We start from the raw sequence: 15,317 nt of genomic DNA on the forward strand, positions 1-15,317 counted from the left end.
CGGCCATGAAACGCAACCGCGGTTTCACCCTGATCGAGCTGCTGGTGGTCATGGCAATCATCGCCACCCTGATGACCATCGCCATGCCGCGCTACTTCAACAGCCTGGAAGCCTCCCGCGAGGCGACCCTGCGCCAGAGCCTGGCGGTGCTGCGCGAGGCCCTGGACCACTACTACGGCGATACCGGCCGCTACCCCGAGTCGCTGGAGCAATTGGTCGAACAACGCTACCTGCGCAACACCCCGGTCGATCCGCTCACCGAGCGCAGCGATGCCTGGAAGCTGGTGCCGCCACCGGAAGGGGTCAGCGGCGGCGTGGCCGATATCAAGAGCGGTGCCACAGGGAGGGCGCGTGATGGCAGCCTCTATGCCGAATGGTAAGGCCTGCGCGGGCTTCACCTACCTGGGTGTGCTGTTCCTGATCGCGGTCAGCAGCATGGCCCTGGCCGCCACCGGGACCCTGTGGGCCACCAATGCCCAGCGCGAGCGTGAGCGCCAGCTGTTGTGGGTCGGCGGCCAGTATGCCCAGGCCCTGCGCAGCTACTACCGCGCCTCGCCAGGCCTGGCTCAGTACCCCCAGGCCCTGGAGGACCTGCTCGAGGACAATCGCTTCCCATCGCCACAGCGGCACATCCGCAGGCTCTACCCGGACCCGGTCACCAACGGCCAGGAATGGGGCCTGCTGCGCTCGGTGGATGGCCGCATCACCGGCGTCTACAGCAGCTCCGATGCCGCGCCGCTCAAGCGCAGCGGCTTCGATGCCCAGTGGTCCGGCTTCGAAGGGCTGGAGCACTACAGCGACTGGCAGTTCGTCGCCGAGCAGCCCTTCGCCGAGGCCGGCGGTGGCGCCCGCACCCACGCCGGCCCAGGAGACACGCCATGAACGCGCGCGCCACCCTGTGTTGCCTGTGCCTGCTGCTGGCCGCCTGGATGCCCACGCCGGCCCGGGCCGGCGCCGAGGACGAAATGATGGGTTTCATCGTCGACAACACCATTTCGCACATTGGCCACGACTTCTACAACGACTTCACCGACCGCCTGCGCGCCACGAGCCGCCTGGACTTTAACCTGGTGGTGCGCGAACGCCCCGACGCCCGTTGGGGCAGCCTGGTGACGGTGGAGTACGAACGCGAGGTGCTGTACCGGCGTTTCCTGCCGCCCAACACCACGCAACTCAAAGACGAGGCCGTCGCGGCGGCGGACCTGGTCAAGCAGCAAATCATCCAGCGCAAGCTGCAACGCCTGCTGCAGGACACCACTGATCTGGAGAGGGACGAGCTATGAACACGCGCATGCCCCGCTGTATCGCCGCCTGCCTGCTGGCCGGCGCCTTCGTCGGCCCCATCCAGGCCACGGAGCTGGTGTATACCCCGGTCAACCCAGCGTTCGGCGGCAACCCGCTCAACGGGACCTGGTTGCTCAACAACGCCCAGGCGCAGAACGACCACGATGATCCGGACCTCAAGGACCGCGCCTCGGCCTTCGCCGGCACCTCGGCCTTGGAGCGCTTCAGCAACCAGCTCGAATCACGGTTGCTCTCGCAGTTGCTGGACAACATCAGCAACGGCACCACCGGCAGCATGTCCACGGACTCGTTCCTGATCGACGTGATCGACGACTCCGGGGCCCTGAGCATCAAGGTCACCGACCGTGCGACAGGGGAAGTCTCGATCATCGAGGTCAGTGGCCTTAACCCCTGAGAGGGAAGGCCGATAGGGGAGAACGACCATGAAACGCCTGCTGAGCACACTGCTGATCCTCGCCACCTTGCAAGGCTGCGGCCTGCGCGAGCCCATGCCCGCCGAACAGGACGGGGCGATCCCGACCCTGACGCCGCGCGCCTCGACCTACTACGACCTGATCAACATGCCACGGCCCAAGGGCAGGCTGATGGCGGTGGTGTACGGCTTCCGCGACCAGACCGGCCAGTACAAGCCGACCCCGGCCAGCTCGTTCTCCACCAGCGTCACCCAGGGGGCGGCCAGCATGCTGATGGATGCGCTCAATGCCAGCGGTTGGTTCGTGGTGCTCGAACGCGAGGGGCTGCAGAACCTGCTGACCGAACGCAAGATCATCCGCGCCTCGCAGAAGAAGCCGGACGTGCCGCTGAACATCCAGGGCGAACTGCCGCCCCTGCAGGCGGCCAACCTGATGCTCGAGGGCGGCATCATCGCCTATGACACCAACGTACGCAGCGGCGGCGAAGGAGCCCGCTACCTGGGTATCGACATCTCCCGTGAATACCGGGTCGACCAGGTCACCGTCAACCTGCGGGCGGTGGACGTGCGCAGCGGCCAGGTGCTGGCCAACGTGATGACCAGCAAGACCATCTATTCGGTCGGGCGCAGTGCCGGTGTGTTCAAGTTCATCGAATTCAAGAAGCTGTTGGAGGCCGAGGTCGGCTACACCACCAACGAGCCGGCCCAGCTGTGCGTGCTTTCGGCCATCGAGGCGGCGGTAGGCCACCTGCTGGCCCAGGGTATCGAGCGCCGGCTGTGGCAGGTGGCGGGCGATGGCAGCGGCGACAAGGCGGTGCTGGACAAGTACCTGAGCCAGTATCAGCAGCAGTAGGGCACTGCTGTCTGATTGTGCAGGAGCTTGTGGGAGCGGGCTTGCCCCGCGATTGGGCCGGGCCCGATATCACCGTCGCCTGGCAAGGGCTTCGCCCTTGATCGCGGGACAAGCCCGCTCCTACAGCGTTCGGAGCTCCGGCTTGTGCCGCGACTGCGTTACCTGGCCTTGCGCAATGTGAGGTTGATCCGCCGCTCCCCCATCCTCGGGTGCACACCAGGCTTGATCGGCATCACCCCGTGATACCTCAGGCGATCCTCGCCACCCCACACCAGCACATCGCCATGGCTCAAGGGTATCCGTTGGGTCCGGTCCGAACGATGCAGCCCGCCGAACAGGAACACCGCCGGCAAGCCCAGGGACAGCGACACGATCGGCTGGCCGAAATCGCGCTCGTCACGGTCCTGGTGCAGGGTCAGGCGGGTGCCGGGCAGGTAATGGTTGATCAGGCAGGCATCGGGCACGAACCCCTCGAAACCGGCTGCATCGGCGGCGCGTGCCGCGAGATCGAGCAGCGCCTGGGGCATCGCCGGCCACGGCTTGCCGGTGCTGGGGTCGGTAGGGCTGTAGCGATAGCCGTGCTCGTCGCTGACCCAGCCCTGGGCACCGCAATTGGTCAGAGCCACGGCCATGTGCAGGCCGCCAGGGGTGCGCATGTGCCGGAAGGGCGCGGCGCGCAGCACCGGGCGCAGGGCATCGAGCAGCGTCTCGACCTCGGCCAGGGCGAAGCCGGGCAGCAGCACGGTATGGCTGGCCAGGCGTTGCGGCTGGGGGCCGAACAGGTCGAGGTCGGACTGGATCATGGTGACGGCGCCGGTTGATGTGCGGCCATTGTAACGTCGTTGCGCGAAGAGGTTTGCCTCAGTTGCTTCGGTGTTTGTGAGATCGCAGGAAAAAGGAACCGCGGCGCCAGGGAGAGGGAACACCGCGGTCCAAGGGGGAGGGGGTTATTGCTGGGTGACGGTGGCCAGGTTGGCGGTGCCGTACTGGGTGATGGTGGCGCTCTGGTTCATGCTGCTCTGGTCTACGAAGGCCTGGTTGTTGGTGCCTCCCTGTGTCACGTAGGCGACGTTGGCGCTGTCGACCTGATTGATGGTGGCTTCGTTACCGCTACCGTACAGCTGGTAGGTGTAGCTCTGGTTGTACTGGCCAGACTGGTCGAGGGTGACCTTGTTGTCGCTGCCGGCGCTCAAGCCTGCGGCATAGTTGTTGTTGTCGCGCTGGTCGGCGATCAGCAGGTTGTCGGTGCCGTTCTGTTCGAAATACAGCTCGTTGTTGCTGTCGGCCTGGTTGGTCAGCATGGTGTTGTCGGTACCTGTCTGGCCGAGCTTGGCGAATTGCTCCATGCCGTTCTGGGTGATGTTCACCGTGTTGCCGTAGCCATTCTGGGTGATCTGCGCCTGCTGGCCCATGCCGAACTGGCCACCTGCGCGGTCGCCTTTCCAGTTGCTGGCCTGGATCTTGTTGCCGTTGCCGGTGGTGCTGATGACCAGGCTGTGGTTGTCGCCGTTCTGGTAGGTGAAGTGCAGGTTGTCATTACCGTTCTGGGTGATGCTGGTGACCGACTGGTTGGTCTCGAACTGGTCCGACCAGCTGGCGTTGCGCTGGCCGCTCTGGGACAGGCTCGCGCTGTTGCCCTGGCCGAAGCTCTGGTCGATGTAGCCTTCGTTGTTCTGGCCTTGCTGATAGACACTGGCGTTGCTGGCGATCTGGGTGTCCTGCCAGACTTCGGCGTTGTGGGCGGTACCGACCTGATGGATCTCCAGCACGCCGCCCAGGCCGTCGCGCTGGTCGCCATAGGCCCAGCTGGCGTTGCTGTTGATCTGCTGGATCTTGATCTCGCCGTTCTCGTGGAACAGGTGTTCGGCGGCGGCACTGTTGCCGGTGCCTTCCTGCTTGATCAGGCTTTTGTTGCCGCTGCCACTGAACAGCTGCTCGACCACCGCATCGTTGCCGCTGCCTTTCTGCTCGGTGGTGGCCTTGGCGCCCATCTGCGAGTCCTGGAACACCTGCGAGCGGTTGCCCACGCCGTCCTGGATCTGCAATGACTGGTTCTCCGCGCCCAGGGACTGGCTGGCGAAGTTGTCGTTGCCGCTGCCGCCGGACTTCTGGATCAGCGTGCTGCCGTTCTCGAAGATCTGGTCGCCGTAGCCGGCGTTGTAGGAGCCGGTGGCGGTTTGCTCGATCTGGCTGGTGCTGGTGTCCTGCACCGCCATGTGGTTGTGGCCCAGGCCCGTCTGGTCCTGGATGATCGTGGCGTTCGGTGCCAGGTTCTGCAGCACTTCGGCGATGTTCTCGGTGCCCTGCTGGGACTGTTCCGAAACGCTGTCTGTGGCCATGGCCTGGCCGGCGACCGCCAGGACAATGGCGGCGCTTAAGGGAGCGAGCTTGAACATGGTGGTGCCTCCAGGTCTATCGGTATTGGGTGATCTGAACGTATTGGCCGTTGCCGGCCTGGGTCACGGCGCTGGTCAGCCCCGTGCCGCGTTGTTCGATGCTGGCGTTGTTGTAGTTGCCGATCTGTTCGATCGACGCGCTGTTGTTGCTGCCGCTCTGGCGGATCGCGGCGTTGTTGCCCTGGCCCTGCTGGACGATTGTGGCCATCAGGTCGCTGCCTTCCTGCAGGATGTAAGCTTCCTGCGCGTCCCCGGCCTGGACGATCCGGCCCAGCAGGGCCTGGCCGTTCTGGTCGAGGGCGGCGCGGTTGCCCGAACCCTGCTGCTCGATCACCGCCACCTGGCCGGCGCCGGCCGGCAGCAGGCGCACGATCACCGGTTCGCCGAGGTCGCTGCCGACCGCAAGGTCAGCGTTGTCCATCAGGTCATCGGCCCAGCTTGGCTGGAGGGCCTGGCCCGCCAGGGCCAGGCAGAGCAGCAAGGGGTTCAGGCGTTTCATGGCGTCCTCCTTGGGCTACTGCACGACCACCGGTACGGTGCGCGTGGTGCCCTGGCTGGTGGTGGCGGTCGCCGTTGGGTTGGCCGATGGCACGATGGTGGTGCTATTGCTCACCACCAGGCGCCAGCGCCCGGTCAGCGGCACCGGCACGCTGCCAAGGGTCACCAGGCCGGTCGGGGTGGTCACCTGCACCGTGACGGTGTTACCGGTGACCACCGAGGACGTACCACTGATGTCCCAGTTGAAGCGGTTGTTGGAGCGCGCCGTGACGGTTGCCGCAGTGACCGTGAAGGTCTCCTGGGCCGGACGTGGCGACACCTGTACCGTTACCGTCCCGGCGCTGGAGCGCGCACCCACCGAGTCACGCGCCACATAGGTGAACGTTGTGGTGAAGGGCGTGAGGACCAGGGCCGGTGGGGTGTAGGTGACCGTGCTGCCGTTGTGGGTCACCGTGCCGCGCAGCAATGCCGGTTGGGTGACACTGTCGATCACCAGCGGTAGGTTGCCTTCAGGGTCGGTGTCGTTGGCCAGGACGTTGATGGTCAGCGGTACGCCCAGGGTTGCCGCGCTGTCGGCGACAGCGGTGGGTGCCTGGTTGGGCGCGACGTTGACGGTGACGGTGGTCACTTCCGACTTCAGGCCCTTGGCGTCCTGGGCGCGGTAGCTGAAGGTGGCAGGGAACGCGGTGGTGGCGTCAGGTGGCGGGGTATAGGTGACCGCCGTACTGCCGTTGGCCACTACCGAGCCGAGGCCGGTGCCGGGTTGGGTGAGGTCGGCGATGACCAGCGGCACGTTGCCGTCCGGGTCGCTGTCGTTCTCCAGCAGGTTGAGGGTGATGGGCACCCCGACACTGGTGCTGGCGACATCGGCCTGGGCCAGCGGTGGCTGGTTCTCGGCCGCGACCGGCGCAGTGCCGACCACCACCACCGGCTCGACATCGCTGCCACCGGCGGCGGACTTCACCGTGACGCTGGCCGGGGGCTGGGCCAGGTCGTTGACCGTCAGGGTCTGCACGATGCCGCCCTTGGACAGGCGGCCATAGCCTTGTGCGACCAGGTCCGGCACCTGCACTTCGTCGCTGGAGCTGGCCTCGATCACCAGGCGTTTGGTGGCCCAGTCGAAGCGTGCGGTGTTGACTTTCACCACGTCGGTGAGCTTGCTCGACAAGGCCGTCGGCCGGGTGTCCGGGTCAGGGCTGGTCGCGGTCACCACTACCACCGAGGGCGGCGCTTCCTGGTTGAGCTGTTGGCCGAAGAACAGGCCGTTGCTGTCGGGCAGCAGGTCGAACTGGCAGGGCGTCGCGGGCGAGCCGACCAGTGCCAGGCCAAAGCGCATGCACACGCTGGCATCGCCCGGGGCCTTGGCGAAGACTTCGACGCGGGTGCCATTGCCGTTGCGCTGGTAGGTGGCGCGCTCCAGAGTCGCAGGCGTCTGGGCCCGTGGGTCGAGGACCTTGCCGGAGAGGCTGAAGACATTGGTCTGGATGGTCCCGGCCGGGCCTTCGATGCGCACGAAGTTGGTGTCGAACGGGCTGCCGATGACCTCCTGGGAGAGGTTTGGGTCGCCGACGAAGGACTCGAGCGCGCCGGTGTCCGGGTTGATCTCGGTATACAGCGCCCCGCTGGCATTACGCAGGAACGGCCCGACATCGCCCCGCAAGGCACCGCTGAAGTCGCCTGGCGCACCGATGCCGATATCGCGAGTGATGTTGATCGCCCGCCGGCCAGGGGTGTTGACCACGACTGTCTCGACGCCATACGGGTGGGTGATGGTGTAGGTACCGGCGGTAGGGACCGAGGCGCGGATACGGATACGGGCGAAACTCTGCTGGTCGCCATCGACCGGGTTCTCGGCGGCGAAGGCGGCTTCGATACCGGCGACATAGACCTCCAGTTCATAGCCGCTGTTGCCGACTGCAGGGATATCGGTCTCGGCCAGGAACCAGAACATCTCCGGTGGCCAGTTGTCCGGGAACACCAGGGGCAAGGTGTCGTCGTACACGCCAGGCTCTGGCAGGAGGGTGCACATATAGGCCGGTGCACCTGGCGCGCCCGGTGCCCGTGAGCTGGTGGCACGCGACTGGCACAGCTCCAGGGACAGGCCGCTGGCGTCCTTGTACCACATCGGGTAGCCACCGGTGGCAAGGGTGTAGGGGCCTGGGTCGACCTCGGTGAGCGTGGCCCAGGCCGCGCCGGAGAGGGTAAGGGAAAGCCCGGCTGCGTACAGCGCGCGGCGTGGCCAAGTATTCATGCTGCCTCCTTGAAGGCGGGGCCTTTGTCTGTTCATGGCACCAGCACCACGTCTTCGCTGTCGCTGCCGCCATGCGCGCTGGTGACTTGCACCGTGGCCGGCGGAAGTGGCGAAAGCCCACGGGTGAGCGTCTTCACCGCACCTTCGCCGCCGAGGTCGCCGATCAGCGCGCCGTTGCCGGTGTGGGCCGTGAGAGTCGGCGGCGCTGTCTCGTCGCTGGTGGCAGCGACCAGGGTCAGCTCGGCCCTGGACAGGCTGTATTCGGCGCGGGTGATGGTCACCAGATCGGTCAGCGCCAGGTTGGCGCTGGTGGCGCTGCTGGTGGGGATGGCCACGCTGTTGTCGGCGGTGATCCCAAGGCTGGTGGGCAACGTCGGGTCAAGCGCCGACTGGGCATACCAGGTGCCGGTGCCATTGGCTTCGGTCAGTGCCAGGTTGGGCGTCTGGCTGGTCAGGGTGACCGTGGCCGGCGGTGGCGGGGCCATGACGAAGACATCCTGCTGAGCGCGCAGGTCGCCATTCTCGAAGTGCCGTGAATAGGTGCTGCGCTGAGGCAGCAGCGGGGTCGGCAGGTTGACCATGGACAGCTTGCCGGACACGGCGAACAGTTCGGTGCGCAGATCCAGGCCATTGGGCCCTTCGATGCGCACGTAGTTGGTATTGAACGGGCTGCCGGTCACGCGCTCTTCCAAGTTGGGGTCGCCCACGAACTGCTCGCTCGCGCCGGTTTCCGGGTTGGTTTCGGTGTAGGGGCCGTTGACGCTGCGCAGGAACGGCCCGACATCGCCCTTGAGCGCGCCGGTGAAGTTGCCCGGTGAGCCGATGCCGATGTCGCGGGTCATGTTGATCGCCCGTGTACCCGGGGTGGTCACGTCGAACACCTCGACGCCGTAGGGGTGGGTGATGATGTAGGTCCCGGCGGTCGGTACGTCGACTCGGATGCGTATCCGGGCGAAGCTGATCTGGTCGCCTTCCTTGGGCTCCTCGGCACTGAACGCCGCCTCGATTGCCGAGACGTAGCCCAGGTCGATGCCCCGGGCGGCATCGACGATGGAGGCGTCACCGGTGAACCAGAAGGCTTCGTCGGGGAAGTTGGTGGGGAAGGCGATCGGCTTGGTGTCGTCGAACACGCCGGGCGTTGGTAGCAGCGTGCACATGTACGACGGCGCGCCGGGGGCACCGGGCGCCCGGGAGCTCACCGCCTTGGACAGGCACAGGTCGAGCGTCCGGCCATGGGTGTCCTGGTACCAGGCGGCGAAGCCGCCGTTCTCGGGTAGGGGAGCGCCCTGGTCGACCGCATTGAGCGCAGCCTGGGCCGGAAGCTGGAGCATGCTGGCGAAGATCGCCACTGCCAGCGGGTGGGGTGTCAATCGGTGCATGAGTCAAACCCTCCTGCAAACGGGCCCATGGGTTGGGGCGTCTGATGAGGGATCGGCAACAGCCGTGCCAATTTTTCGATAGGTCGCTTGAATGGCTCTAGGACGGAGGTTACAGAGGGGCTTCGCGTTGCGGTTGCAGGGAGCGGCGGTGGGCTGTGGTCCCCAGCATTGGGGAATGCCGGGGGGCAACATCACCCGTTGTAGCGTCGGCCAGTGGAAGATAACCCAGCCGTCCTTGTGGGAGATTCTATGGTGCTGGACAAGCTCAAATTGCCCTAGGTTGGTTTAATACTTCTCAGCCGTACAAATACGGCCTAGGCTGTCGCCAGCTCCCATCGAGATTGCGCGGCTCCCAAAACTTGCGAAATCCCTGTGGGCTTGTCCCGCGATCAGTCCGGCCCAGGCAGCTTATTCTTCCAGCCGTTCGGGGCTGTTGAAATTGCTCAATCTTGCATCGTCCTCGGCACACGCGTACCCCTGCACCGACCCGCGCAACAGCGCCTTCTGCAAACTGCGCTCGCCCTCCCGCCAGGCCTGCTCCAGCACCGGCAATACCTTGCGCGGCAACACACTGAACATCGGCTGCCAATAGCCACCTTGGCGCACCATGGCCGGGCTGTCGTGTTCGACGGCCAAGCGCAGCAGGCCCTCGATCAATGCCCGGTCGACCTGGGGCGCGTCGCAGGCCAGCAGCACCACCCACGCATGCCGCGCCACCGCGAGCCCAGCGATCACACCGGCCAACGGCCCGGGGAAATCCGCCTCGGCATCGGACACCAACTGGTCGGCATAGCCCCGATAGGCCTCGTGGTTGCGATTGCAGGAAATCACCACATCGTCGCACAGCGGCCTCACCGCCCGTTGTACGTGCGCCACCAGCGGCTCGCCCCGCCAGGGCAGCAGGCCCTTGTCGCGCCCGCCCATGCGCTGGCCGCGACCGCCGGCAAGAATCAAGGTGGAGCAAGGGGGCAGGGCAGTGGACATGAAAAAGGGTTCCAGGCAGTTGATGCCGGGAACCCTCCCATGTCAGGCCGGTGTTGTCCAGTCAGGCTTGGTGGGTCACTGCCTGGCTGTCCTTGGCTTGGCGTCGCCGGGCAAGGCGCATCACCACCACGAAGAACACTGGCACGAACACCACCGCCAGGGTGGCGCTGAGCATGCCGCCGATCACACCGGTGCCGATGGCCTGCTGGCTCGCCGAGCTTGCCCCGGTGGCGATCGCAAGCGGCACCACGCCGAGGATGAACGCCAACGAGGTCATCACGATCGGCCGCAGGCGCAGGCGGGCGGCCTGTACGGCCGCGCCTACCGGGTCCTGGCCTTGGTCGACCAGGCTCTTGGCGAACTCGATGATCAGGATGGCGTTCTTCGCCGACAGGCCGATCAGGGTGATCAGGCCGACCTTGAAGAACACGTCGTTGGGCATGCCACGCAGGGTGACCGCCAGGACCGCTCCGAGCACGCCCAGGGGCACCACCAGCAGCACGGCGGTGGGGATCGACCAGCTCTCGTACAACGCCGCCAGGCACAGGAACACGACCAACAGCGACAGGGCCATCAGCAAGGGGGCCTGGCTGCCGGACAGGCGCTCCTGCAGCGACAGGCCGGTCCACTCCAGGCCGGCGCCGGCTGGCAGCTGGTCGACCAGGCGCTGGATCTCGGCCATGGCCTCGCCGGAGCTGTAGCCGGCGGCGGGCTCGCCGGAAATCGACACCGCCGGGTAGCCATTGTAGCGGGTCAGCTGCACCGGGCCGCTGACCCACCGGGCCTGGACGAAGGCGCCCAGGGGCACCATCTTGCCGCTGCTGTTGCGCACGTGGATCTTCAGCAGGTCTTCCACCTGGCTGCGCTGGTCGCCCTCGGCCTGCACTACCACCCGCTGCATGCGGCCCTGGTTGGGGAAGTCGTTGACGTAGTTGGAGCCCACGGCAGTATCGAGCACCGCGCCGATGTCGGCGAACGAGACCCCCAGGGCATTGGCCTGGCGGCGGTCGATCTCCAGCTGCACCTGCGGGCTCTCGGCCAGCGAGGCCTCGCGCACGTTGACCAGCACCTTGCTCTTGCGGGCGTTGGCCAGCAGCTCGTCACGTGCCGCCATCAACGCCGCGTGGCCCATGCCGCCACGGTCCTGCAGGCGGAACTCGAAGCCGGTGGACTCGCCCAAGCCGTCGATCGGCGGCGGCAAGACCGAATAGGCCACCGCGTCCCTGAGCTGACTGAAGGCTGCGGTGGCCCGGTCGGCGATCGATTGCGCGCTGTCGTCGGCGCCGCGCTCGGACCAGTCCTTGAGCGTGGTGAACGCCAATGCTGCGTTCTGCCCGCTGCCCGAGAAGCTGAAACCCAGGATCAGTGTGGTGTTGCCAACGCCTGGCTCTTCGGCATTGTGCGCCTCGATCTGTGCGGCCACCTGCTCGGTGCGCATGCGGCTGGCCCCGGGCGGCAGCTGGATGTCGGTGATGGTATAGCCTTGGTCCTCGGTGGGCAGGAAGGCGGTCGGCAATTGGCTGAAGCCGTAGCCAAGCACCGCCAGCAGCGCCCCGTATACCAGCAGGTAGCGGCCGCTGCGCGCCAGGGCGTGTTCCACCCAGCGCTGATAGCCGTTGCTCATGCCCTCGAAGCGCCGGTTGAACCAGCCGAAGAAGCCCTTGCGCTCATGGTGCTCGCCCTTGGCCCCCGGCTTGAGCAGGGTGGCGCACAGGGCAGGGGTCAGGCTCAGGGCGAGGAATGCCGAGAACAGGATCGACACCGCCATGGACACCGAGAACTGCTGGTAGATCACGCCCACCGAGCCTTTCATGAAGGCCATCGGCAGGAACACCGCCACCAGCACAAGGGTGATGCCGACGATGGCCCCACTGATCTGGCCCATGGCTTTGCGCGTGGCCTGCTTGGGTGGCAGCCCTTCCTCGGCCATGATCCGCTCGACGTTCTCCACCACCACGATGGCGTCGTCCACCAGAATGCCGATGGCCAGGACCATGCCGAACAAGGTCAGCACGTTCACCGAGAAGCCCAGCGCCAGCATGGTGGCGAAGGTGCCCATCAGCGCCACCGGCACCACCAGGGTCGGGATCAGCGTATAACGCAGATTCTGCAGGAACAGGAACATCACCGCGAATACCAGCAGCATGGCCTCGAACAGGGTGCTGATCACCTGCTGGATCGAGACCTTGACGAATGGCGAGGTGTCGTAGGGGATGTCATAGCGCACGCCCTCGGGGAAATAGCCCGAGAGCTCCTCCATTTTCGCCCGCACCAGGGTCGCGGTCTCCATGGCATTGGCGCCGGGGGACAGTTGCACGCTGAAGGCAGTGGACGGCTTACCGTTCAGGCGCGTGCCGTACTGGTATTCCTGGGCGCCGATCTCCACCCGGGCGACGTCGCCGATGGTCACCGTGGAGCCGTCGGGGTTGGCACGCAGGACGATCGCGGCGAACTCCTCGGGCGCGCTCAGCTGGCCCTTGACCACCACGTTGGCGGTGATTTCCTGGGTGCTGCGCCCCGGCAGGTCGCCGATGCTACCCGGAGCCACCTGGGCGTTCTGCGCGGCGATGGCCGCGGCCACATCGTCGGGCGTGAGGTTGAAGCCAATCAGCTTCTGCGGGTCGATCCACACCCGCATGGCGCGCTCGGAGCCATACAGCTGGGCCTTGCCCACGCCCTTCAAGCGGCGGATCTCGTTCATCACGTTGCGTGCGAGGATGTCCGAGAGGGCCGTCTCGTCGAGGCTGCCGTCCTCGGAGGTGAGGGTGGCCAGGAGCAGGAAGCCCGTGGACACCTTCTCCACCTGCAGGCCTTGCTGGGTCACCGGCCGGGGCAGGCGTGACTCGACCACCTTCAGGCGGTTCTGCACATCCACCTGGGCCAGGTCCGGGTGGGTGCCTGGCTCGAAGGTGGCAGTAATGGTCGCGCTGCCCAGGCTGCTCTGGGACTCGAAGTACAGCAAGTTGTCGGCACCGTTGAGCTCCTGCTCGATCAGGCTGACCACGCTTTCATCCAGGGTCGCCGCCGAGGCGCCCGGGTAGACGGCGTAGATCTCCACCTGGGGAGGCGCCACGTTGGGGTACTGGGCCACCGGCAACTGCGGAATGGCCAAGGCCCCGGCCAGGAGAATGAACAGCGCGACCACCCAGGCGAACACCGGGCGGTCGATGAAGAACTGCGGCATGGATCAGGCCCTCACTGGCCGTTGTGCTGGACGATGGGCAGGCCATCCTGGGGCAGGGCGACCTGGACCTGGTCGCCGGCCTTGACGTGTTGCAGGCCCTCGATCACCACGCGCTCGCCGGGTGCCAGGCCCTCGCTGACGATCCAGCGGTCGCCCTGGGCGTTGCCGAGCACCACCTGGCGTTCGCTGATGCGTTGCTGTGGGTCGACGACCAGCACCTTCGGCACCCCGGCGCTGTCGCGCAGGATGGCCCGCTGCGGCACGCTGATACCTTTGGGTTGCACGGCCTGCTCAAGGCGCACGCGCACGTAGCTGCCGGGCAACAGGTCCAGGTCCGGGTTGGGGAACTCGCTGCGCAGGGTGATCTGGTTGGTGCTCGGGTCGACGCTGATGTCGGAGAACAGCAGCTTGCCCGGCAGCGGGTAGGCGCTGCCGTCGTCCTGGATCAGCGTGGCCCGGGCCTGGTCCTGGCCGACCTGTTGCAGCTCGCCGGCGCGCATGGCACGGCGCAGGGCATTGAGATCGCGGGTCGACTGGGTGACGTCGGCATGGATCGGGTCCAGTTGCTGGATGATCGCCAGCGCCGTGGTCTCGTTCTGGCCGACCAGTGCACCTTCGGTGACCAAGGCACGGCCGATACGTCCGGAGATCGGCGCGGTGACCGTGGCATAGCCCAGGTTCAGGCGGGCCCGTTCAAGGGCGGCCTTGGCTTGCGCGACTTCGGCGCCGGCCTGCAGGAAGGTGGCCCGGGCGTTGTCGTATTCCTGGCGACTGACCGCCTTGTCGTCGACCAGCTCGCGGTAGCGCTGCTCCTGCAGGCGGGCCTGGTACAGGTTGGCCTCGGCCTTGGCCAGGGTCGCGCGGGCGCTGTCGTGGTCGGCCTTGAACGGCGCAGGGTCGATCAGGAACAGCACGTCGCCCTGCTTGACGTCACTGCCCTCGCGATACACACGCTTGAGCACCACGCCGGCCACCCGGGCACGGACCTCGGCAGTACGGGGGGCGAGGATACGCCCACTGAGTTCGGTGCTGATGGCCAGGGGCTGGACCTGCACCGTTTCCACCCGCACCTGGGGGGCGGGCGCCTGTTCATCCTGGTCGGTGGCGTCGTCGCAACCGGCCAGCGACAAGGTCAGCAGCGCCAGGAGCGCCAGTGGGCGCAGGCGAAAGGGAAGGGAAATGGACATACGGATCTTCCAGAAATGACAGTGCCTATGCTAAGGCAGCCGCTGCGCGCCTGGCTGTGAAGCTCTGTAGGGCGAATGTGAAAAAGTGTAAGAATTGGCGTTGATCGTGCGTGGATTCTATATCCTGCCTCATCACCAACCCTGTTCCTTCCTCACCTCTATGCCGAACATTCTCCTGGTCGAAGACGACAGCGCCCTGTCCGAACTGATCGCCAGCTACCTGCAACGCAACGACTTCCATGTCCGGGTGATCGCCCGGGGCGACCATGTGCTGGAGGAGTTCCGCCGGCAACGGCCGGACCTGGTGGTGCTCGACCTCATGCTCCCCGGCCTGGACGGCTTGCAGGTGTGCAGGTTGCTGCGCCAGGAGTCGCAGACCCTGCCCATCCTCATGCTCACGGCCCGCGATGACAGCCATGACCAGGTATTGGGCCTGGAGATGGGCGCCGACGACTACGTCACCAAACCCTGCGAGCCGCGGGTGCTGCTCGCCCGGGTGCGCACCCTGTTGCGCCGCAGCAGTGTCAACGAGCCTCGGCTGGACAGCGACCTGATCCAGGTCGGCGGGCTGCGCATCGACCTGGCTGAACGCGTGGTGACCTGGCGGGGCGACGAAGTGGAGTTGTCCAGCGGCGAGTACAACCTGCTGGTGGTGCTGGCGCGCAACGCCGGCGAGGTGCTCAGCCGCGACCGCATCCTCCAGCAACTGCGAGGCATCGAGTTCAACGGCACCGACCGTTCGGTGGACGTGGCGATCTCCAAGCTGCGGCGCAAGTTCGACGACAACGCCGGCGAAGCCCGCAAGATCAAGACCGTCTGGGGCAAGGGCTACCTGTTCAGCCGGGTCGAGTGGGAGTGCTGATACGCC

Annotated in this window: 14 protein-coding genes; 6 read left to right on the top strand and 8 right to left on the bottom strand. The window is 66.3% G+C overall.

The window, feature by feature from the left end; genetic code table 11:
- The first annotated feature begins 5 nt into the window (after positions 1-5).
- The 5 genes from ACXHGZ_RS09625 to ACXHGZ_RS09645 are packed head-to-tail and all read left to right on the top strand — an operon-like array spanning position 6 to position 2,570.
- Positions 6-380, top strand: coding sequence for a type II secretion system protein (locus ACXHGZ_RS09625; RefSeq protein WP_224459132.1), 375 nt, complete (start codon positions 6-8; stop codon positions 378-380).
- Entirely contained in the window at positions 355-882 is a 528-nt protein-coding gene (locus tag ACXHGZ_RS09630) for a type II secretion system protein (protein WP_480463563.1), read from the top strand. Before ACXHGZ_RS09625 ends, ACXHGZ_RS09630 begins: the two co-directional genes overlap by 26 nt.
- The gene (csgE, locus tag ACXHGZ_RS09635) at positions 879-1,283 is read left to right on the top strand and encodes a curli production assembly/transport protein CsgE (RefSeq protein ID WP_084858977.1); all 405 of its coding nucleotides are present in this window, start codon (positions 879-881) and stop codon (positions 1,281-1,283) included. Before ACXHGZ_RS09630 ends, csgE begins: the two co-directional genes overlap by 4 nt.
- Positions 1,280-1,699 carry a curli assembly protein CsgF gene (locus ACXHGZ_RS09640; RefSeq protein ID WP_480463565.1) on the top strand — a complete coding sequence of 140 codons (420 nt, stop codon included), beginning with the start codon at positions 1,280-1,282 and terminating at the stop codon, positions 1,697-1,699. The genes csgE and ACXHGZ_RS09640 overlap by 4 nt, the downstream gene beginning before the upstream one ends.
- A gap of 28 nt (positions 1,700-1,727) precedes the next feature.
- Positions 1,728-2,570, top strand: a complete 843-nt coding sequence (locus ACXHGZ_RS09645; RefSeq protein WP_084858975.1) for a CsgG/HfaB family protein — start codon at positions 1,728-1,730, stop codon at positions 2,568-2,570.
- A gap of 158 nt (positions 2,571-2,728) precedes the next feature.
- Here the strand turns inward: ACXHGZ_RS09645 and alkB are convergent, their stop codons facing one another.
- The 8 genes from alkB to ACXHGZ_RS09685 all read right to left on the bottom strand — a co-directional run bounded on the left by alkB (position 2,729) and on the right by ACXHGZ_RS09685 (position 14,449).
- On the bottom strand, positions 2,729-3,373 hold the full coding sequence (alkB, locus tag ACXHGZ_RS09650; protein ID WP_480463567.1) for a DNA oxidative demethylase AlkB: 645 nt from the start codon (positions 3,371-3,373) through the stop codon (positions 2,729-2,731).
- 144 nt (positions 3,374-3,517) lie between these two features.
- Positions 3,518-4,966 (bottom strand): curlin, encoded by a 1,449-nt coding sequence (locus tag ACXHGZ_RS09655; RefSeq protein ID WP_480463568.1) that lies wholly within the window; start codon positions 4,964-4,966, stop codon positions 3,518-3,520.
- A 16-nt stretch (positions 4,967-4,982) separates the two neighbouring features.
- Positions 4,983-5,465: a curlin gene (locus ACXHGZ_RS09660; RefSeq protein WP_480463570.1), complete on the bottom strand. Its 483-nt coding sequence runs from the start codon at positions 5,463-5,465 to the stop codon at positions 4,983-4,985.
- A 15-nt stretch (positions 5,466-5,480) separates the two neighbouring features.
- Positions 5,481-7,715 carry an Ig-like domain-containing protein gene (locus ACXHGZ_RS09665; RefSeq protein WP_480463571.1) on the bottom strand — a complete coding sequence of 745 codons (2,235 nt, stop codon included), beginning with the start codon at positions 7,713-7,715 and terminating at the stop codon, positions 5,481-5,483.
- 32 nt (positions 7,716-7,747) lie between these two features.
- Positions 7,748-9,094, bottom strand: coding sequence for a hypothetical protein (locus ACXHGZ_RS09670; protein ID WP_480463573.1), 1,347 nt, complete (start codon positions 9,092-9,094; stop codon positions 7,748-7,750).
- 408 nt (positions 9,095-9,502) lie between these two features.
- Positions 9,503-10,078, bottom strand: a complete 576-nt coding sequence (gene mobA / locus ACXHGZ_RS09675) for a molybdenum cofactor guanylyltransferase MobA (protein WP_480463574.1) — start codon at positions 10,076-10,078, stop codon at positions 9,503-9,505.
- A 61-nt stretch (positions 10,079-10,139) separates the two neighbouring features.
- Positions 10,140-13,262 (bottom strand): multidrug efflux RND transporter permease subunit, encoded by a 3,123-nt coding sequence (locus tag ACXHGZ_RS09680; protein WP_480463576.1) that lies wholly within the window; start codon positions 13,260-13,262, stop codon positions 10,140-10,142.
- An 11-nt stretch (positions 13,263-13,273) separates the two neighbouring features.
- Positions 13,274-14,449, bottom strand: a complete 1,176-nt coding sequence (locus tag ACXHGZ_RS09685; protein WP_480463578.1) for an efflux RND transporter periplasmic adaptor subunit — start codon at positions 14,447-14,449, stop codon at positions 13,274-13,276.
- Between the two features lie 160 nt (positions 14,450-14,609).
- On the opposite strand from ACXHGZ_RS09685, the gene ACXHGZ_RS09690 reads away from it, so the two are divergent.
- Positions 14,610-15,311 carry a response regulator gene (locus tag ACXHGZ_RS09690; RefSeq protein WP_480464023.1) on the top strand — a complete coding sequence of 234 codons (702 nt, stop codon included), beginning with the start codon at positions 14,610-14,612 and terminating at the stop codon, positions 15,309-15,311.
- The last annotated feature ends 6 nt before the right edge of the window (positions 15,312-15,317 follow it).

The organism is Pseudomonas shiyinii (genome assembly GCF_056725765.1).